Annotated in this window: 15 protein-coding genes; 13 read left to right on the top strand and 2 right to left on the bottom strand. The window is 75.7% G+C overall.

Translation table 11 applies throughout. From position 1 onward, the window contains the following. Positions 1-13 precede the first annotated feature (13 nt). A complete protein-coding gene (locus AB0K43_RS11700; protein WP_363638425.1) occupies positions 14-1,735 on the bottom strand; it encodes an amidohydrolase in 1,722 nt (573 codons plus the stop codon). A gap of 127 nt (positions 1,736-1,862) precedes the next feature. Between AB0K43_RS11700 and AB0K43_RS11695 the strand changes: the two genes are divergently transcribed. From AB0K43_RS11695 to AB0K43_RS11685, 3 genes are all read left to right on the top strand, one after another. After that, a complete protein-coding gene (locus AB0K43_RS11695) occupies positions 1,863-2,558 on the top strand; it encodes a helix-turn-helix domain-containing protein (protein ID WP_363638423.1) in 696 nt (231 codons plus the stop codon). Between the two features lie 158 nt (positions 2,559-2,716). After that, entirely contained in the window at positions 2,717-4,381 is a 1,665-nt protein-coding gene (locus tag AB0K43_RS11690) for an NAD(P)/FAD-dependent oxidoreductase (protein ID WP_363638421.1), read from the top strand. A gap of 76 nt (positions 4,382-4,457) precedes the next feature. Continuing rightward, positions 4,458-4,979: a putative immunity protein gene (locus AB0K43_RS11685; protein WP_363638419.1), complete on the top strand. Its 522-nt coding sequence runs from the start codon at positions 4,458-4,460 to the stop codon at positions 4,977-4,979. Between the two features lie 31 nt (positions 4,980-5,010). Here the strand turns inward: AB0K43_RS11685 and AB0K43_RS11680 are convergent, their stop codons facing one another. Then, entirely contained in the window at positions 5,011-5,556 is a 546-nt protein-coding gene (locus tag AB0K43_RS11680; protein ID WP_363638417.1) for a cupin domain-containing protein, read from the bottom strand. Positions 5,557-5,779: 223 nt separating this feature from the next. On the opposite strand from AB0K43_RS11680, the gene AB0K43_RS11675 reads away from it, so the two are divergent. The 10 genes from AB0K43_RS11675 to AB0K43_RS11630 all read left to right on the top strand — a co-directional run bounded on the left by AB0K43_RS11675 (position 5,780) and on the right by AB0K43_RS11630 (position 17,943). Then, positions 5,780-6,202 (top strand): Rrf2 family transcriptional regulator, encoded by a 423-nt coding sequence (locus AB0K43_RS11675; RefSeq protein WP_363638415.1) that lies wholly within the window; start codon positions 5,780-5,782, stop codon positions 6,200-6,202. After that, positions 6,199-6,954, top strand: coding sequence for a DsbA family protein (locus tag AB0K43_RS11670; RefSeq protein ID WP_363638413.1), 756 nt, complete (start codon positions 6,199-6,201; stop codon positions 6,952-6,954). The genes AB0K43_RS11675 and AB0K43_RS11670 overlap by 4 nt, the downstream gene beginning before the upstream one ends. Positions 6,955-7,503: 549 nt before the next feature. After that, the gene (locus AB0K43_RS11665) at positions 7,504-9,054 is read left to right on the top strand and encodes an ABC transporter substrate-binding protein (RefSeq protein ID WP_363638411.1); all 1,551 of its coding nucleotides are present in this window, start codon (positions 7,504-7,506) and stop codon (positions 9,052-9,054) included. After that, complete coding sequence (locus AB0K43_RS11660) at positions 9,051-10,115, top strand: ABC transporter permease (protein WP_363638409.1); 1,065 nt, start codon at positions 9,051-9,053, stop codon at positions 10,113-10,115. The genes AB0K43_RS11665 and AB0K43_RS11660 overlap by 4 nt, the downstream gene beginning before the upstream one ends. Then, positions 10,112-11,056, top strand: a complete 945-nt coding sequence (locus AB0K43_RS11655; protein ID WP_363638408.1) for an ABC transporter permease — start codon at positions 10,112-10,114, stop codon at positions 11,054-11,056. The genes AB0K43_RS11660 and AB0K43_RS11655 overlap by 4 nt, the downstream gene beginning before the upstream one ends. After that, positions 11,031-12,083 (top strand): ABC transporter ATP-binding protein, encoded by a 1,053-nt coding sequence (locus AB0K43_RS11650; RefSeq protein WP_363638407.1) that lies wholly within the window; start codon positions 11,031-11,033, stop codon positions 12,081-12,083. Before AB0K43_RS11655 ends, AB0K43_RS11650 begins: the two co-directional genes overlap by 26 nt. Then, positions 12,080-13,087 (top strand): ABC transporter ATP-binding protein, encoded by a 1,008-nt coding sequence (locus AB0K43_RS11645; RefSeq protein ID WP_363638405.1) that lies wholly within the window; start codon positions 12,080-12,082, stop codon positions 13,085-13,087. Before AB0K43_RS11650 ends, AB0K43_RS11645 begins: the two co-directional genes overlap by 4 nt. A gap of 118 nt (positions 13,088-13,205) precedes the next feature. Beyond that, complete coding sequence (locus tag AB0K43_RS11640) at positions 13,206-14,360, top strand: LLM class flavin-dependent oxidoreductase (protein ID WP_363638403.1); 1,155 nt, start codon at positions 13,206-13,208, stop codon at positions 14,358-14,360. Next, on the top strand, positions 14,357-16,693 hold the full coding sequence (locus AB0K43_RS11635) for a molybdopterin-dependent oxidoreductase (RefSeq protein ID WP_363638401.1): 2,337 nt from the start codon (positions 14,357-14,359) through the stop codon (positions 16,691-16,693). The genes AB0K43_RS11640 and AB0K43_RS11635 overlap by 4 nt, the downstream gene beginning before the upstream one ends. Then, entirely contained in the window at positions 16,690-17,943 is a 1,254-nt protein-coding gene (locus AB0K43_RS11630; protein WP_363638399.1) for an acyl-CoA dehydrogenase family protein, read from the top strand. Before AB0K43_RS11635 ends, AB0K43_RS11630 begins: the two co-directional genes overlap by 4 nt. Positions 17,944-17,946 lie beyond the last annotated feature (3 nt).

Below are 17,946 nucleotides of genomic sequence, written 5' to 3'. Positions count from 1 at the left end.
GGGTGCGGGGTGGTCAGGCGGTGGCGGTGAAGACCGCTCGTCCGTCGATGTAGGTGCGCAGCACCCGGGTTCGGCCGATCTCCTCGGCGGGGTGCTCGAACGGGTCGCGGTCGAGGACGACGAGGTCCGCGTGCTTGCCGACCTCCACCGTCCCGGTGACCTCGTCCAGGTGGTTCACCCAGGCGCTGCCGGCGGTGTAGGCGGTCAGGGCCTCGGCGAGGGTCAGGGCCTGGGCCGGGTAGAACGGGGCGCGCGGCTCGTGGTCGGCGGCGGCGTTGGGGGCGTCCACCGGTACGGCCCGGTTGACCGCGACGTGGATGCCCCAGAGCGGGTTGGGGCTGCTCACCGACCAGTCGCTGCCGGCCGCCAGCCGGGCGCCGGCCCGCCGGAGGTCGCCGAACGGGTACTGCAGCGCGGCGCGCTGCGGGCCGAGGAAGGGGATCGTCAGCTCGTCCATCTGCGGCTCGTGCGCGGCCCACAGCGCCTGGATGTTGGCGGTGGCGCCCAGCTCCGCGAAGCGCGGGAGGTCGTCGGGGTGGATCACCTGGAGGTGGGCCAGGTGGTGGCGGTTGTCGCTCGGGCCGTTGGCCGCCCGGGCGGCGGCCAGTGCGTCGAGCGCCTCGCGGACGGCCCGGTCGCCGAGTGCGTGGAAGTGCACCTGGAAGCCCGCCCGGTCGAGCGCGCAGACCGCGTCGGCGAGCAACTGCGGCCCGACGAAGGTGAGTCCGGAGTTCTGGGTGGGGCACCCGCAGCGGTCCAGGTACGGCTCCAGCATGCTCGCGGTGAAGTTCTCCGCGATGCCGTCCTGCATGATCTTCACGGTGGTGGCGCTGAACCGGCCGACCCGGCCGCCGCGGCGGCGTTCCTCCAGCTCGGGCAGCTGCTCCAGGCCGCGTTCGCGGTCCCACCAGAGCGCGCCGACCACCCTGGCGCGCAGCGAGCCGTCCTGCGCGGCACGCAGGTAGACCTGGTAGTTGTCGGGGTTGCCGGGGAACGCGCCGATCATGGCGTCCTGCCAGCTGGTCACCCCGAGCGAGAACAGGTGCTGCTGGGCGACCAGCAGACCGGCGTGCGCCTCCTCGGGGGTGGCGACCGGGACGTGCGCGGCGACCAGGTCCATCGCGCCCTCCTGGAGGGTGCCGGCCGGGCTGCCGTCCGCCTCCCGCTCGATCCGGCCGTCCGCCGGGTCGGGGGTGTCGCGGTCGACCCCCGCGAGCCGCAACGCCACCGAGTTGACCCAGGCCCCGTGCCCGTCCCGGTTGGTGAGCAGCACGGGCCGGTCGGGCACCACCCGGTCGAGCATCGCGCGGGTCGGGACGCCACCGGGGAAGACGTCCATCGACCAGCCGCCGCCGCAGATCCACGGCGCCCCGGGGTTGGCCTCGGCGTAGCCGGCGACCGCCGCGAGGTAGCCGTCCACCGAGCGCTCGGCGGACAGGTCGCAGCGCAGCAGCTGCACGCCGGCCACCGCGGGGTGGACGTGGGCGTCCTGGAACCCGGGGACGAGCAGGCCGCCGGCGAGGTCGACCACCTCGGTGTCCCGGCCCACCAGCCGCCGGACCGACGCCTCGTCGGTGACGGCGACGATCCGGCCGCCGCCGACCGCGACGGCCGCCTCGATCGGCGCCGGGCCGCTGGCGGTGAAGACCCGGCCGCCGACGAAGACGGTGTCGGCCGGTGCCGGTGCGTCCGGTGCGGCCGCGTCCTCGGCGATCACCGGTGCGTCCTGAGCCATCAACGGAACCTCCCCCTCGGCGGGCGGGCCCGCACGGCGTGTTGTTGAGGAGGAGTGAAGGGCAGCGCAACAGCGTTGTCAACAGTGTTGCGCGAACTCGTCCACGCATCGATACACTGGGGGCACCATGTCGAAGCCACCCGTGACTCCCGCCCGCACCAAGCGTGTCGGCGCCCAGCTGACGCCCGAGTCGATCATCGAGGCGAGCCTGCGCATCGCCGCCCGGGGCAGTGCGGACGCCTTCACCGTCCGGCGCCTCGGCGAGGAGCTGGGCACCGATCCGACCGCGATCTACCGGCACTTCCGGGACAAGGACGAGCTGCTCCTCTCGGTGGCCGACCGGACACTCGGGGAGGTGCTCGACAGCATCCCGGACGGTCTCGACTGGAAGGGGCGGCTGCGGGCGCTGGCGGCCGGCTCGCTGGCGGTCGCCCTGAAGTACCCGGCCGTCAGCTCGGCCATGGCCAGCCGGACCACCAGGCGCGGCAACGAGTTCCGGGTGGTCGAGCTGATCCTCGGCGCCGTGCTGGAGGCGGGGCTGGACGGCGCCGAGGCCGCCGTCCACTACCGGATGGTCGGCGACTCGTTGCTGGCCTACGTCGGCCAGCGGGCCGCGTACCTGCTCTTCGACCCGGAGGTCCGGGCCGCCGACGAGTCCTCGTGGAGCCGCGAGTACCGGACGGTGGACGCCCAGGGCTTCCCGCACATCACCCGACTCGGTCAGCAGCTGGCCGAGGTGACGCACGACCAGATCTTCCACGCCAGGGTCGAGGCGCTGATCACCGCGATCGAGCAGCGGGCCGGGGCGCTCCGCGGGGCCTGAGGCGGGCGGGCGCCGGAGGCGGGCCGGTGCCATCTTGCGCAACACCGTTGACAACGGTGATGCGCGGGCGCTTCACTCCCGAACAACTCGAAACGCGTCGGGCGCCATGCCGCCGCGCGAGCCTCTTTGATCCGGATTCTCCCGAGACGAGGCATCACATGGACCGCGAACCCACCCGTCTGCGCCCGGCCCGCTCCCCGTCCGGCTCCGGGAATCGTGCGGGGCTGCCCGATCCACTGCGCGGGGTCTTCTCCGTGCTCGGCGAGGCCCGCCGCCGCCGGATGCCGGTCGCCGAGGTCACCGGCGAGCGGGCCGAGCGGGCGGCCCGCACCGTGAGCCGGCGTCAGGTGCTCGGCAGCGCGGGGGCGATCGCCGCCGCCACCGTGCCCGCCGGGCTGCTGGCGCCGTCCCGGGCCGCCGCGGCGGGCACGGCCACCGCGCCCCGGGTGGTGATCGTCGGCGCGGGCCTCGCGGGGCTGCGCTGCGCCGACCAGCTGTGGAACCGGGCCCGGCCGGTGGCCGCGACGGTCTACGAGGCGGACACCACCCACCTCGGCGGCCGCTGCTGGTCCCTGCGCGGCTTCTTCGACGGCGGGCAGGTCGGCGAGCACGGCGGATCCTTCATCAGCTCGACCGACCGGGCCGTCCTCGCCCTCGCCAACAGCCTGGGCCTGCGGCGTGAGTACGCCAACGGCGGTGCGCTGGACGCCGGCGACTACACCGCCTGGATCAACGGCACGCTGTACGGCGGCAGTCAGCAGCAGTGCGACTGGACCGCGCTGGCCTTCGACGCCTTCAACGCCTCCTACCGGGCCATCGGTACGCCGCGCCACGACGAGTACACCGCCGAGGCGCACCGGCTGGACCAGCTGTCCTGCCTCGACTACCTCGCCGAGATCGGCCTGCCCGCCGACTCCCGGCTCGGCCAGCTGATCCGGACCGTCCAGCTCCAGTCCGGCGGTGAACCCGGGCAGGCCTCGGCGTTGAACATGATCGGCTTCCTGGGCGCCTCCAGCACCTTCGACGGCGCCAGCGGGTTCGACGAGAAGTACCATCTGGTGGGCGGGAACGACCAGTTGGTCAGCGGCATGGTCGGCCGGCTGCCGTCCGCCGCCGTGCGGCAGGGGTACCAGCTGATCGCGCTGGCCCGCAACGGCGACGGCAGCTACGCCTGCACCTTCGACCACGGCGGCAGTACCGTCACCGTCCCGGCCGACCACGTGGTGCTCGCCCTCCCGTTCAGCACGCTGCGCAACGTCGACCTCTCCCGGGCCGGCCTGTCCGCGCTGAAGCTGACCGCGATCCGGCAGCAGGGGATGGGCCAGAACGCCAAGCTGGTCACCCAGCTCACCAGGAAGACCTGGCCCGCGCTCGGCTACAACGGCATCTCCAACACCGGGCCGCTCGGCTACCAGACCGCCTGGGACGGCTCGGTCGACCTGGGCGCGGCGGGCGCCCCCGCCCTGCTGGTCAACTTCCCCGGGGGCGACGGCGCACGCGACCGGCTCACCGGAGCGGCGCACGGCCCGGCCCCGGCCGCCGACGTACAGGCCTTCCTCGCCCAGATCGAGCGCGTCTACCCCGGCACCACGGCCGCCTACAACGGCAGGGCGTACGAGGACCACTGGTCCCTCGACCCGTGGCACCTGGGCGCCTACCACTACTACAAGCCGGGCCAGTACACCTCGTTCGCCGGCTACGAGGCGGTCCAGGAGGGGCGGATCCACTTCGCCGGCGAGCACACCGACGTGGACAACGCCACCCTCGACGCCGCGGTCGCCTCCGGCGTCCGGGTGGCCGGCGAGATCACCGCGCAGATCTGACCCGACCGGTTCCGCGGGCCGCGGCGGTGAGGCCGATCGTGCTGACACGGAGCACCGGAAGCGGCAGGATGTGCGGGTGGACAGCGTGACCATCAGCGACGAAGACCGCAGGCTCCTCGGGCTCTGGGCGGCCGACTGCGCCGAACGGGTGCTGCCGCTGTTCGAGGCCGAGGCTCCGTCCGACACCCGCCCGCGCGAGGCGATCGAGGGCATCCGGACGTTCGTGCGCGAGGGGCGGCGGACCGGGCGGCTCCGGTCCGTCGCGTTCGCCGCCCTGGCCGCGGCACGCGAGGTCGGCGATCCGGCCGCCACCGCCGCCGCCCGTGCCGCGGGCTATGCGGCGGCGACCCCGTACATCCACCCGTTGGCCACCGCGCACCAGGTGCGGCACGTCCTCGATCCGGCCGTGCACGTGGCGCTCGCCCGGGAGTTCGCGGCGGGCGGGGAGGGCGGCGCCGGCGACGCGGAGCTCCGCCGGGCGATCGAGCAGGCCCCGCCGGCCGTGCGCGGGATCGTGCGGCAACTGCCCGGTTGCGGCCCCGGCCGCAGCCGGGCGGCGGTGCTCCGGCACCGGCTCGACCAGGCCCTGCGCAGTTGAACCCGCTGCGGGTGAGCCCCGCTCCGGTGCGTCAGGACTCCTCGGGGCGGGGGTACAGGCTGGGCAGGTTGACGACCACGGCCTCCTGGGTGCTGCGGGCGATCACCACCACGGCCTCCTCGGCCGGGTCCGGGTTCTCCTCGCGGTGCGGCACGAACGGCGGTACGAAGATGTAGTCGCCCGGGCCGGTGCGCAGCCGCACCTCGACGGGTTCGCCGGAGGAGTCGTCGACGAAGACGAACTCCGGGTGCCCGCTGACCACGTGGATCGCGGTCTCCGACTCGCCGTGGTGGTGGTCGGAGGAGGCGGTCGCCGGGGCCACGTGCGTCTGGCCCATCCAGAGCCGCTCCGAACCCACCCGGCGGCCGCTGATCGCCGCGAACCGGCGCATGCCGCCGGTCTGCGCGGTGTCGCCGTCCAGCTCGCCGGCGCGGATGTGGTGCAACCGGGCGCGCAGCGGTGCCCCCGCGCCCGCGGCGTCGCCGGGCAGGTGCGGGTGGAAGCCGTCGCCGGCCTCGGCGCAGCTCGCCGAGGACCCGCCGGTGGCCGCGTCGGTGGGGCGGGGGGCGCTGGACATGGTGACTCCCGGGAGTGGGCACGAGGGCGCGGAGGATCGGTGCGGAGCGCAGGCGCGCGAACGTCACCGGGCCGGGCGCCGGACGGGCGCAGCGGCGGCCGCGGACAGGACGCTAGGCGCGGGACGGAAAGGATGTCAAGAGGTGTCCTTTCGGGTGGGTCGGTCAACGGACCGCTCCGGGGCGGAGCTTGAAGAAGGGCGCGGCCGGTGGATACTCGGTCCCATGCATATTTCCGCGAAGGCGGACTACGCCGCCCGCGCGCTCGTCGAACTCGCCTGCGACACGGGGCGTCCGCTCACCTGCGAGGCCATCGCCTCCTCCCAGGGTATCCCGTTCCGGTTCCTGAAATCGGTGGTCGGCGACCTGCGCCGGGCCGGCCTGGTCCGCAGCCAACGCGGCTGCGAGGGCGGCTACTGGCTCGGCCGCGCCGCCGCCGAGATCACCCTGCTCGATGTGGTCCGGGCGGTGGACGGCGAGGTGATCACGCTGCGCGGCGAGCCGCTCGGCTCTCTCGCCTACCCCGGGCCCGCGGACGCGCTGCCCGAGATCTGGCGGGCGGTCGAGGAGCGGGCCCGGGAGATCCTGGCGAGCACCACGGTCGAGGGCCTGCTGCCCGCCCGGCAGGCCGTGGCGGCGCCGGTATGACCGCCCGCACCGGCGCCCCGGGTCTCGAAGTCGTCGAGTACACCGACCCGTTCTGTCCCTGGGCCTGGGGGTCGGAGCCCAGGCTGAGGGTGTTGCACCGGATGCTGGCGGGCGCGGCCCGGCACCGCCGGGTGTTCGGGATCCTGTTCGACGACGACGAGGAGCCGGCGCCGGATCCGGCGGCCGAGACGGCCTGGTACGCCCGGTACCTGGCCGAGGTCGCCGGTCACACCGGCGCCCCCCGCGCGGCCGTCCTCGGGTGGGTGGCGGCGAGCAGCCGGCCGGCGTCGCTGGCCGCGGCCGCCGCCGAGCGGCAGGGGCCCGAGGTGGCCGAGCGGGTGCTGCGCCGGCTGCGGGAGACCGTGTTCGTGCAGGGGGAGCCCGCCGACTCGCCCGCGCGGGTGCGGGCCGCGCTGTGCGGCGTACCGGAGCTGGACCTGGACCGGCTGGTGGCCGAGGCCGACTCGGCCGAGGTCCGCGAACGGGTGCGCCGGGACCACGCGGAGACCCGGCGTCCGGTGCCCGAGGTGATCGGGCTCCGCGCCGACGGGCCGCACCCGGGCGCGGCCAAGGAGACCGAGGACGGTCACCGCTACGCGCTGCCGACGCTGCTGTTCCACGGGCCGGCCGGCCGGCGGGCGGTGCCGGGGTGGCGCCCGCTGGCGGCGTACCTGGCGGCCGCGGCGGCGGTCTGCCCCGGGTTGGAGCCCGCGCCGGTGGAGCTGTCCCCGGAGGAGCGGCGGCTCGGCTGACCGTCTCGGGACGGGCCCTGAGCAGCAAGGACGGTTCGGGGGCGGCCGATTGGGGCCGCCGCTCGGGCGGCGTACCGACGAATGAGACACCTTTTGGTGTCCATTGACAGCCGGGCCCCGTTGTCGCCAGGATGAGCGCATGTTCTCCACGCACCCCAACGTGGTGTGCCGCTACGTGGACCTTCGGCGCACCAGCAGCGACCTCTGTCGCTGAGCGCCCCCCTCTCCCCGGCGGCCTGACCACCGCCCTGCCGGCCGTCCGCCGGAGCCCGATCGGGGCTCTGCCGGGCCGTGCCCGCCGCGGTGGTCCCGGTCCGCGGCCCCGCAGCCCGTCCGGGCCTGCCCGGCGCCGGTCTCCTGCCGTTCCTCCGCGTTTGCTCCCGCACGCCGCGCCGTCCCTCGTCCGGAGGGAGCCGCCGGCCGCCTCCTCCTTCCTGACCCGTCGGTGCACGCCGACGCCCGCGCACCGCCCTCGCCCGTGGACCGCCGTGTCCCGGACCGGGCGGCCGCGGGCCGTCCCGCCGTGCCCGCGAAAGGTGACGCACACTCATGACCAGACCCACCACGACTCCGTCGACCCTCGCCAGACGCTCCTTCCTCGGACTCGGCCTCGGCGCCGGCGCCGCGCTCGCCCTGGCCGCCTGCGGCAGCGCCGGCACCGTGACCACCGGCGCGGCGGGCTCCTCCGGGACGCTCAAGTGGGGCTGGGCGCTGCCCACTTCGTGGGACCCGGTGTTCTCCTCGGCCGGCTGGGACGTGCATGCGCTCTCGCTCGTCTACGCCGGTCTGACCAAGCTCGACGAGAAGGGCGCGGCGGTGCCCGCCCTCGCCACCGGCTGGAAGTACAGCGCGGACGGCACCTCCGTCACCTTCACCCTCCGCCCCGGGCTGACCTTCGAGGACGGCACCCCGCTGGACGCCGCCGCCGTCAAGCAGAGCCTGGACCGCGGCCGCACCGACCCCAAGTCGCTGGTCGCCCCGCAGCTGGTGCACGTCAAGGAGGTGCAGGCCCCCGACGCCACCACCGTTGTCCTCCAACTGACCCAGCCCGACTACCAGTTGCCCAACCTGCTGGCCGGCAAGACCGGCTTGGTGGTCAACCCCAAGGCCTTCACGGCCGACGCCGCCGCCATCGCCACCAAGCCGGCCGGCGCCGGGCCGTTCACCCTCACCTCGTACACCCAGAACGCCAAGGCCGTGCTGCGCCGCAACCCCACCTACTGGGACGCCGGCTCGATCAAGCTGGAGAATTTCGAGGTCTACCCGCTGCCGGACGCCGCCATCGTGGTCGGCGCCCTGCAGTCCGGGCAGTTCGACGTGGCGCAGATCCCGGGCAGCCAGGTCGAGGCGGCCAAGGCGGCCGGGCTGGAGGTGCAGGAGATCCCGTCGCTGGTGGTGGCCGTCCTCGACGTCAACAGCACCAAGGGGCCGTTCGACAACCCCGATGTGATCGAGGCCCTGAAGTACGCGATCGACCGCGAAGCCCTGGTGAAGACCCAGCTGTTCGGCCACGGCGAGGTCAACTACCAGCCCTTCCCCAAGGGTTACGTCGGGCACGACCCCGGCTCCGAGGACCTGTACCGCTACGACCCGGACAAGGCGCGCGCCCTGCTCGCCAAGGCAGGCCACCCCGACGGCGTCGACCTGACCCTCACCACCACCGCCGCGCAGGGCCTGCCCGAGCAGCTCCAGGCCCAGCTGAAGGCGGTCGGCATCCGTGCCACCATCGAGGTGATCCCGGCCGCGCAGGCCACCCAGATCGTCTACATCCAGCACTCCAAGGCGCTGTTCACCGACCAGTTCGCCGGCCGTGACTCCGCCGCCCAGGCCTTCCAGGTGCTGTTCGGCGAGCAGGGCCTGATGAACCCCGGCCGCACCGTCCCGCCGGAGCTCACCGCCGCCGTGGAGAAGGTGTCCCGGACGCCGCTGGACTCGCCCGACTACCCGAAGGTGCTCCAGGCGGCCTCCGCGCTCGCGGTGCGGACCATGCCGAACGTCTTCCTCTACAGCGTGCCCCGCCTGCTGGCCCGCCGGCGCTCGGTCTCGCCGATCCCCGCCTTCACCGTGGTGCAGCGCTTCGAGGGAGTGACGGCGTCGTGAGCACCGCGGCCCTGCCCGCCGCGACCGCGCCGCCGGCCCCGCCGCCCACCGGCCGGGTGACGGCGGGGCGGTTCGCCCGCCGCGCGGCCCGGGCGCCCAGGTCCGCCGGCCGGGTGCTGGCCGGCACGGTGTCCGTGTTCCTGCTCTCCTCGCTGCTCACCTTCGCCCTCGGCGCGGTCTCGGACGCCAACCCGGCGGCCGCGGTGCTCGGCGAGACCGCGACCCCCGCCGACATCGCCCGCCTCGACCACGAGTTCGGCCTCGACCGGCCGCTGCCGGTGCAGTTCGGCAGCTGGCTGGCGCACGCGCTCGGCGGCGACCTCGGACGCTCCTGGTTCACCACCGTCCCGGTGTCCGACTCGATCGCCGCCGCGCTGCCCGTCGACCTCTCGATCGCCGGCCTCGCCCTGCTGTTCGCGGTGCTGTTCGGCTCGGCCGCCGGCATCGGCGCCGCGCTCAGCAACGGCGGCCGCCTCGACCGCGCGGTCACCGCGGTCTGCACCGTCCTCGGCACCCTGCCGGCCTTCGTCCTCGCGATCGGCCTGATCACCGTGGTCGCCGTCCAGCTGCGGCTGCTGCCCTCGGGCGGGTACGTGCCGTTCGGCCAGAACCCCTCCCAGTGGCTGCGGTTCGCCACCCTGCCCGCCCTGGCGCTGAGCCTGGACGCCGCCGCGGGCATCGCCCGGCAGCTGCGCACCTCGCTGGTCGGCGCGCTGCGCGAGAACTACGCCACCGGGGCCGTCATGCGCGGGCTCTCCCGGCGGCGGGTGCTCTTCGGGCACGTGCTGCGCAATGCCGCCGGGCCGGCGGTGACCGTGCTCGGGATGAGCGTGCCGATGCTGATCGGCGGCGCCGTCGTCACCGAACGGATCTTCAACCTGCCGGGCATCGCGCAGCTCTCGCTGCGCGCCGCCGAGCAGCACGACGTGCCGGTGATCCAGGGCACCCTGCTGGTCACGGTCGCGGTGGTGCTGGTCGCCAACCTCGCCGTGGACGCCGGCCTGCTCGCGCTCAACCCGGCCGCCCGCAAAGCCTCTTCGGCCGGGGCGGGGCAGCGGTGAGCGCCGTCCGCACGGTCGCCCGGCAGCCGGTCGCCAAGGCCGCGCTGGCGGCGCTCGCCCTGGTCGCCCTGCTCGCCGTGTTCGGCGGCCGGCTGGCCCCGCTCGACCCGCTGGCCCAGGACACCGCGCACATCCTCCAAGGCCCGGGCGGCGCCCACCTGCTGGGCACCGACTACCTCGGCCGCGACGTGCTCAGCCGGCTGCTCGCCGGTACCGGGCTGTCGGTGGTCGCCGCGGTCGAGGCGGTCGGTGCGGCGATGCTGCTGGGGGTCCTCCCGGGGATCGCCTCGGTCCGGTTCGCCCCGGCGCTCACCTGGGTGTCGCTGCGGGCGGTGGACGCCCTGATGACCCTGCCGTTCACGCTGTTCGCGATCGCCGCGGTCGGCGTGCTGGGCAACGGCCTGCACCAGGCGATGCTCGCCCTCGGGGTGCTGCTGGCACCGTTGTTCTTCCGGGTCACCCGGGCCGCCGCGCTCGGCCTGGACCGGGCCCAGTACGTAGAGGCCGCCGAGCTGATGGGCGCGGGCCGGCTGCACATCCTGCGCATCCACGTCTGGCGCAAGGTGCTGCCCACGGTGGCGGTCACCACCGCGCACGCCCTGGCCACCAGCCTGCTGACGGTCGCATCGCTGACCTTCCTCGGCATCGGCGTCCAGCCGCCGGCGCCGACCTGGGGCGGCATGCTCGCCAGCGACCTCGGCTTCCTGGCCCAGCAGCCCTGGGCGCCCGCGCTGCCCGCCGCGCTGATCATGTTCACCGTCGGCGCGCTCAACCTGCTGGCCGACGCGGTCCGGGACGCCGACCCCGCGGACCACCCCGCCGACCAGGCCCCTGACCAGGCCCCCGACGGGACTGCCTCCGGCCAGGGCGCCGGCACCCCCGACCGGTCCACCGACGCGCCGAAGGAGAAGGCCGATGCCCGCCGCCACGCCCACGCCTGAGCGCCCCGCACTGACCGTCGACGGCCTGCACGTCACCGTGGGCCGGGGCCGCACCGAGGCGGTGCGCGACGTCTCCTTCACCGTCCGGGCCGGCGAGGCCGTCGGGCTGGTCGGCGAGTCCGGCAGCGGCAAGACGCTGACCTGCCGCTCCGTGCTCGGCCTGCTCGCCCCCGGGGTGGCCGTCTCGGCCGGGCGGATCAGCCTCGGCGACACCGCGCTCACCGGCCTCGACGAGCGCGCCTGGCAGCAGGTCCGGGGCAGCCGCCTCGGCGCCGTCTTCCAGGACCCGGGCTCCTACCTCAACCCCTCGCTCACCGTCGGGCGCCAGCTCGCCGAACCGCTGCGGACGCGGCACCGGCTGTCGCGGACCGAGGCCCGCCGCCGCGCCGTCGAGCTGTTCGCCTCGGTCGGCCTGCGCGACCCCGAGACGGTGCACGACCGCTACCCGCACGAGCTGTCCGGCGGCATGCTGCAGCGGGTCCTGATCGCGATCGCCGTCTCCGGCGAGCCGGAACTGCTGGTCGCCGACGAAGCGACCACGGCGCTCGACACCGTCGTCCAGGCCGAGGTGCTCGACCTGCTCGACCGGCTGCGCGCCGAGCGCGGCCTCGCCCTGCTCCTGGTCACCCACGACCTCGCCGTGGTCGCCGAGGTCAGCGACCGGCTGCTGGTGTTCTACGCCGGTGAGATCGTCGAGGACGGGCCCACCGCCGAGGTGGTCGCCGCCCCCGCCCACCCGTACACCGAGGCCCTGCTGCGGGTCGCCTCGCTCGGCGACCGCGGCCGGCGCGAGCTCGCCGTCATCCCCGGCCGGCCCCCCGAGCCCGGCACGGCCGGCCCCGGATGCCGCTTCGCGCCCCGCTGCGCCTACGCCACCGACGTCTGCTCGGCCGGGCCGGTCGCCCTCGCCCCGGTCGCCCCGGCGCCGGTGCCCGGGGACCACCGGCGCGCCGTCCGCTGCCTGCGGGCCGCCGAACTCGCCCTGCAGGGAGCCGCCACACCCGACCGCACGGAGGTGCCCGCATGACCGTCACCACCGAAGCCCCGACGGCCGCCCGGCCCACCACGGCCCCCGCCGGCGCCCGCCTGAGCATCCGCGGCCTCGACGTCTCCTACCGGCGCGGCGAGCAGGTGCTCAGCGGCGTCGACCTGGACGCCCGGGCCGGCGAGATCCTCGGCGTGATCGGCGAGACCGGCTCCGGCAAGACCACGCTCGCCCGCGCGGTCGTCGGTCTCGCCCCGGTGACCGGCGGCCGGATCACCGTCGACGGCGAGGACCGCACGGCCCTGCGCGGCCGCGCCCTGCGGGAGGCCCGCCGGGCCGGCACCGTCCAGTACATGTTCCAGGACCCGCTGCGCTCGCTCGACCCCGACCTGACGGTCTCCCGGCTGGTCGGCGAGCCGCTCGCCGTCGCCCGGATCCCGAAGGAGGAGCGGGAGGGCCGGGTGGCGACCGCACTCGACCAGGTCGGCCTGGACCGCGCCCTCGCCGGGCGCACCCCGGGGCGGCTGTCCGGCGGCCAGCGCCAGCGGGTCGCGCTCGCCCGGGCGATCGTCACCCGGCCCCGCCTGCTGCTCGCCGACGAGCCGGTCAGCGCCCTGGACGCCTCCAACCGCAACCACGTGCTGCGCCTGCTCGACCGGCTCCGGCACGAGCTCGGGCTGGCGGTCGTGGTGATCTCGCACGACCTGGACTCGCTGGCCGGCGTCGCCGACCGGATCGCCGTCCTCTACCGGGGCCGTGTGGTGGAGGAAGGCCCGGCCGAAGCGGTGCTGACCGAGCCGCTCCACCCGTACAGCGCGCTGCTCGCCGCCTCCGCGCCCAGCCTCGACCCCGCGCACCGGGCCGACCTCGCACTGCTGCGCAGCCCCGCCGCCCGACCGCCGGCCGCCTCGGGATGCGCCTTCGCGCACCGTTGCCCGTTCGCGGACGCCGACTGCGCGCCGCGCCCCGCCGCCGTCCGGCCGCACCCCGGCCGCAGCGCCGCCTGCCACCACGCGCCCGACTGGCGCGGCCGGCTCGCCCGCTGAGGCCGCCGCGGCCTACCGCAAGCGTCCGTCCACGCCTGTCCGTCCGCGCCCTGCCACGCCTGCGCCCCGCCGTCCGCGTCCGGCCCCTTCCGTCACCCGCGATCCCAGGAGCACCACCGTGTCCGCCATCGAGTTCATCGGCATCACCGCGACCCAGCCCGTCAGCGAGACCGGCGCCGCCTCCGGCGCGGCCGCCGCCGTCAGCACCCAGAGCGAGACCGGCAGCCCCACCGGCGCCGTGATCCAGCCCGCCTATCTGAAGGCGCTCGCCACCGCCCACGAGGAGGCCGGTTTCGACCGTGTCCTGGTCGCCCACTCCTCGGCCAGCCCGGACGGCTTCACCGTGGCCGACCAGGTGCTCACCCACACCGAGCGGCTCGGCGTCCTGCTCGCCCACCGGCCGGGCTTCGTCGCACCCACCCTGGCGGCCCGGAAGTTCGCCACCCTGGACGCCTTCCACCCAGGCCGGGTGGCGCTGCACGTGATCACCGGCGGCGACGACGCCGACCAGGCCCGCGACGGCGACCTCAGCGACAAGCCGACCCGCTACCGGCGCACCGACGAGTTCCTGCAGATCGTCCGCCGCACCTGGGAGTCCGCCGAACCCTTCAGCCACGAGGGCGAGTTCTACACCGTCAAGGGCGCGCTCTCCGGGGTCCGGCCCGCCGCTGCCATCCCGGTCTACTTCGGCGGGGCCTCGGCGGACGCGGTCCGGGTCGGCGGTCGGCACGCCGACGTGTACGCCTTCTGGGGCGAGCCGCTGGCCGGCATCGCCGAGCGGATCGCCCAGGTGCGGGCCGCCGCCGCCCCGTGGGGCCGCGACCCGCGCTTCAGCGTCAGCCTGCGGCCGATCCCCGCCGCCACCGAGGCCGAGGCCTGGCGCCGCGCCGAGGAGATCCTGCGGCTCACCAAGGAGCGCTCCGGCGAGCTGCGCCGGCACTTCAACCTGGACCACTCCGCGCAGCACGGCTCGCAGCGCCTGCTGGAATACGCCGACCAGGCCGAGGTGCACGACAAGCGGCTCTGGACGGCGATCGCCAAGGCCACCGGCGCGGCCGGCAACTCCACCGCACTGGTGGGCAGTTACGAGCAGGTCGCGGAGTCGCTGCTGGACTACACCGCGCTCGGCGTGTCCACCCTGCTGATCCGCGGCTTCGACCCGCTCGCGGACGCCCGGGACTACGGCGAGCTGGTCCGCCTGGTCCGCGCCGGGGCAGCCGAAGCGGCGGAGGCCGCCGAGGCCGCCGAACCGGTCGGGGCCGGCCGGCCGTGACGACCCCCACCACCTCGCACTGGGGCGCCTTCCGGGTGCGCACCCGGCCGGACGGCGCCCTCGCCGTCGAGCCGCACCCGGCCGACCCCTCGCCCTCCCCGCTGCTCGACGGGGTCGCCGGCGCGCTCCACCACCCGACCCGGGTGCGGCGGCCCGCCGTCCGGGCGGGCTGGCTGGAACACGGCCCCGGCCCGTCGGCGCGGCGCGGCGCGGAACCCTTCGTGGAGGTGGAGTGGGACCACGCCCTGGACCTGGTGGCCGCCGAACTCGACCGGGTCCGCCGGGAGTTCGGCCACCGAGCGGTGTACGGCGGCTCCTACGGCTGGGCCAGCGCGGGCCGCTTCCACCACGCACAGAGCCAACTGCACCGCTTCCTCGCCCAGTTCGGCGGCTACACCGGCTCGCGGAACTCCTACAGCCTGGGCACCTCGCTGGTGCTGCTGCCGCACCTGGTCGGCGACGCCGACACCGTGCTGCGGGCCTCCTCCTCCTGGCCGACGATCACCCGGCACACCAGGCTGATCGTCGCGTTCGGCGGCATCCCCGCCAAGAACGTCCACGTCACCCCGGGCGGGGTCACCCGGCACGGCACCCCCGGCCACCTCGCCGAACTCGCCGCCGCCGGCGTGCAGGTCGCCCTGGTCAGCCCGCTGCGCGACGACCTCCCGGACGGGCCGGCCACCGACTGGTACCCCGTCGCACCCGGCACCGACACCGCCCTGATGCTCGCGCTCACCCACACCCTGCTCGCCGAGGGGCTGCACGACCGGGCCTTCCTCGACCGGTACACCACCGGCTGGCCCACCCTGGCCCGCTACCTGGACGGCAGCACCGACGGCACCCCCAAGGACGCCGACTGGGCCGCCCCGATCTGCGGCCTCACCGCCGACCGGATCCGCCGGCTCGCCCGCCGGATGGCCGCCACCCGCACCCTGGTCACCGTCACCTGGTCGCTGCAGCGCGCCCGCTACGGCGAGCAGCCGGTCTGGGCCGGCCTCGCGCTGGCCGCCGCGCTCGGCCAGATCGGCCTGCCCGGCGGAGGCTTCGGCCACGGCTACGGCTCGATGGGCGACGTCGGCGACACCGGCCCGGCCCTGCGGCTGCCCTTCCTGCCGCAAGACCCCAACCCCGCCGAGGAGTTCATCCCCTGCGCCCGGATCGCCGACCTGCTGCTGCACCCCGGTGAGGAGTACGACTACGACGGCACCCGCCGCACCTACCCCGACATCCGGCTGGTGCACTGGGCCGGCGGCAACCCCTTCCACCACCACCAGGACCTCGGCCGGCTGCGCCGCGCCTTCACCCGCCCCGACACCGTCATCGTCCACGAGCCGCACTGGACGGCCAGCGCCCGGCACGCCGACATCGTGCTGCCCGTCACCACGGCGCTGGAACGCGAGGATCTCGGCGGCGGGCGCCGCGACACCCACCTGATCGCCATGCACCGCGCCGTCGCCCCGTACGGGGAGGCCCGCGACGACCACGCGATCCTCGCCGCGCTCGCCGAACGGCTGGGCTTCGCCGAGCGGTTCACCGAGGGGCGCGGGCCGCGCGAGTGGCTGGTGCACCTCTACCAGGAGTGGGCCGACCGGCTGCGCGCCGACCGGGTCGGCGATCCGCCGCCGTTCGAGGAGTTCTGGGCCGCGGGGGAGTGGCGGCTGCCCGAACAGGCCGCCGAGCGGACCCTGTTCGAGGAGTACCGGGCCGACCCGGACCGGCACCCGCTGGCCACCCCCAGCGGCCGGATCGAGCTCCACTCGGCCACCGTCGCCGCCCTCGCCCTGCCGGACTGCCCCGGCCACCCCGCCTGGCTCGACCCGCCCGAGCGGCTCGGCACCCCCGCCGCCGAGCGCCACCCGCTGCTGCTGGTCGCCAACCAGCCGGCCACCCGCCTGCACAGCCAACTCGACGTCGGCGCACCCAGCCTGGCCGACAAGGTGGCCGACCGGGAGGCCGTCGAGCTGCACCCCGCCGATGCCGCGGCCCGGGGCGTCGCCGACGGCGACCTGGTGCGGATCTTCAACGACCGCGGCGCCTGCCTGGCCGGCGTCCGGCTCACCGACCGGCTGCGCCCCGGCGTGGTCCGGCTGCCCACCGGCGCCTGGTTCGACCCGGTGCCCGGGACGGAGCCGCCGCTCTGCGCGCACGGCAACCCCAATGTGCTCACCGCGGACGTGCCCAGCTCGCGGCTCTCCCAAGGCTGCACCGGTCAGCACGCGCTCGTCGAGATCGAACGCTGGTCCGGCGGCGAGCCACCCCCCGTCACCGTCCGCCGCCCGCCCGACCTGCTCGCCGCCGCCCCAGCCGCCCCCGCCCCGGAGACCGCCCGATGACCACCGCCCCGATCGCCCCGACCGGATCGCCCGCGATCCCGCCCCCGCTCCCGGTGCCGCGCCCGCTGCCGGCGCCCGACCTCGACCGGCTGCCCGAGCTCACCGCCGCACTCGCCGCCCGGGCCGCCGACCACGACCGGGACGGCAGCTTCCCGTACCAGGGCATCGAACTCGTCCACCGGGCCGGGCTGCTGACCGCCACCGTCGACCGGCGGCACGGCGGACCCGGCGCCGGACTCGCCGACACCGTGCGGATCCTGCGCGCCCTCGGGCAGGGCGACCCCGCGGTGGCCCTGGTCACCGCGATGACCCTGTTCACCCACGCCACGCAGGCCCGCCACCCGCACTGGCCGGCCGACGCGCTCGCCGACCTGCTCGGCGAGTCCGCCGAACGCCCCACCCTGGTCAACGCGCTGCGGGTGGAGCCGGAGCTCGGCACCCCCGTGCGCGGCGGCCTGCCCGCCACGGTCGCCCGGCGGGCCGGCGACCACTGGGAGCTGACCGGACGCAAGATCTTCTCGACCGGGGCGGTCGCGCTGCGCTGGATGCTGGTCTGGGCCCGCACCGACGAGGCCGAACCCCGGGTCGGTTCCTTCCTGGTGCGCGCCGACCGGCCCGGCATCACCGTCGAGCCCACCTGGGACCACCTCGGGCTGCGGGCCAGCCGCAGCGACGACGTCCTGCTGGACGCCGTGCCCGTGCCCCTCGGCCATGTCGCCCACCTCACCGCGCCCGGCGCCGACGGCGGCCGGGACGCGGTCGGCGGCGCCTGGAACTCGCTCGGTCTGACCGCCCTCTACCTCGGCGTCGCCCGGGCCGCCCGCGACTGGCTCACCGGCTTCCTGCTGGAGCGCACCCCGACCGCGCTCGGCGCCCCGCTCGCCACCCTGCCGCGCTTCCAGAGCGCGCTGGGCGAGATCGACATCGCGCTCACCGGCGCCGAGCGGCTCGTCGCCGCCCTGGCGGCGGCCGTCGACGCCGGCGAACCCGGCGCCGCCGAGGAGTCGGCCGGCGCCAAGCTGCTCGGCACCCGGGCCGCCGTCGACGCCGTCCAGCAGGCCGTCGCGCTGGTCGGCAACCACGGACTCACCCGCCACCACCCGCTCCAGCGCCACCTGCGCGACGTGCTCTGCAGCCGGGTGCACACCCCGCAGGACGACACCGTCCTGCTCGCCGCCGGCCGGGCCGGCCTGGTCAGGCCCACCAGCTCCACCGACCCCACCAACTCCACCACCAGCGAAGGAAACTGACCC

Origin of the sequence: Kitasatospora sp. NPDC049258, from assembly GCF_040678895.1 — a bacterium.
In the GTDB taxonomy this organism is placed as follows: Bacteria; Actinomycetota; Actinomycetes; order Streptomycetales; family Streptomycetaceae; genus Kitasatospora.
Note: the sequence above shows the minus strand (reverse complement) of the source record. Positions and strands in the feature narration are given on the sequence as shown.

Excerpts from the sequence above, each read along its gene's own strand:
- AB0K43_RS11700 (WP_363638425.1), bottom strand. The coding sequence starts at position 1,735 with ATGGCTCAGGACGCACCGGTGATCGCCGAGGACGCGGCCGCACCGGAC.
- AB0K43_RS11695 (WP_363638423.1), top strand. The coding sequence starts at position 1,863 with ATGTCGAAGCCACCCGTGACTCCCGCCCGCACCAAGCGTGTCGGCGCC.
- AB0K43_RS11690 (WP_363638421.1), top strand. The coding sequence starts at position 2,717 with ATGGACCGCGAACCCACCCGTCTGCGCCCGGCCCGCTCCCCGTCCGGC.
- AB0K43_RS11680 (WP_363638417.1), bottom strand. The coding sequence starts at position 5,556 with ATGTCCAGCGCCCCCCGCCCCACCGACGCGGCCACCGGCGGGTCCTCG.
- AB0K43_RS11675 (WP_363638415.1), top strand. The coding sequence starts at position 5,780 with ATGCATATTTCCGCGAAGGCGGACTACGCCGCCCGCGCGCTCGTCGAA.
- AB0K43_RS11670 (WP_363638413.1), top strand. The coding sequence starts at position 6,199 with ATGACCGCCCGCACCGGCGCCCCGGGTCTCGAAGTCGTCGAGTACACC.
- AB0K43_RS11665 (WP_363638411.1), top strand. The coding sequence starts at position 7,504 with ATGACCAGACCCACCACGACTCCGTCGACCCTCGCCAGACGCTCCTTC.
- AB0K43_RS11650 (WP_363638407.1), top strand. The coding sequence starts at position 11,031 with ATGCCCGCCGCCACGCCCACGCCTGAGCGCCCCGCACTGACCGTCGAC.
- AB0K43_RS11645 (WP_363638405.1), top strand. The coding sequence starts at position 12,080 with ATGACCGTCACCACCGAAGCCCCGACGGCCGCCCGGCCCACCACGGCC.
- AB0K43_RS11630 (WP_363638399.1), top strand. The coding sequence starts at position 16,690 with ATGACCACCGCCCCGATCGCCCCGACCGGATCGCCCGCGATCCCGCCC.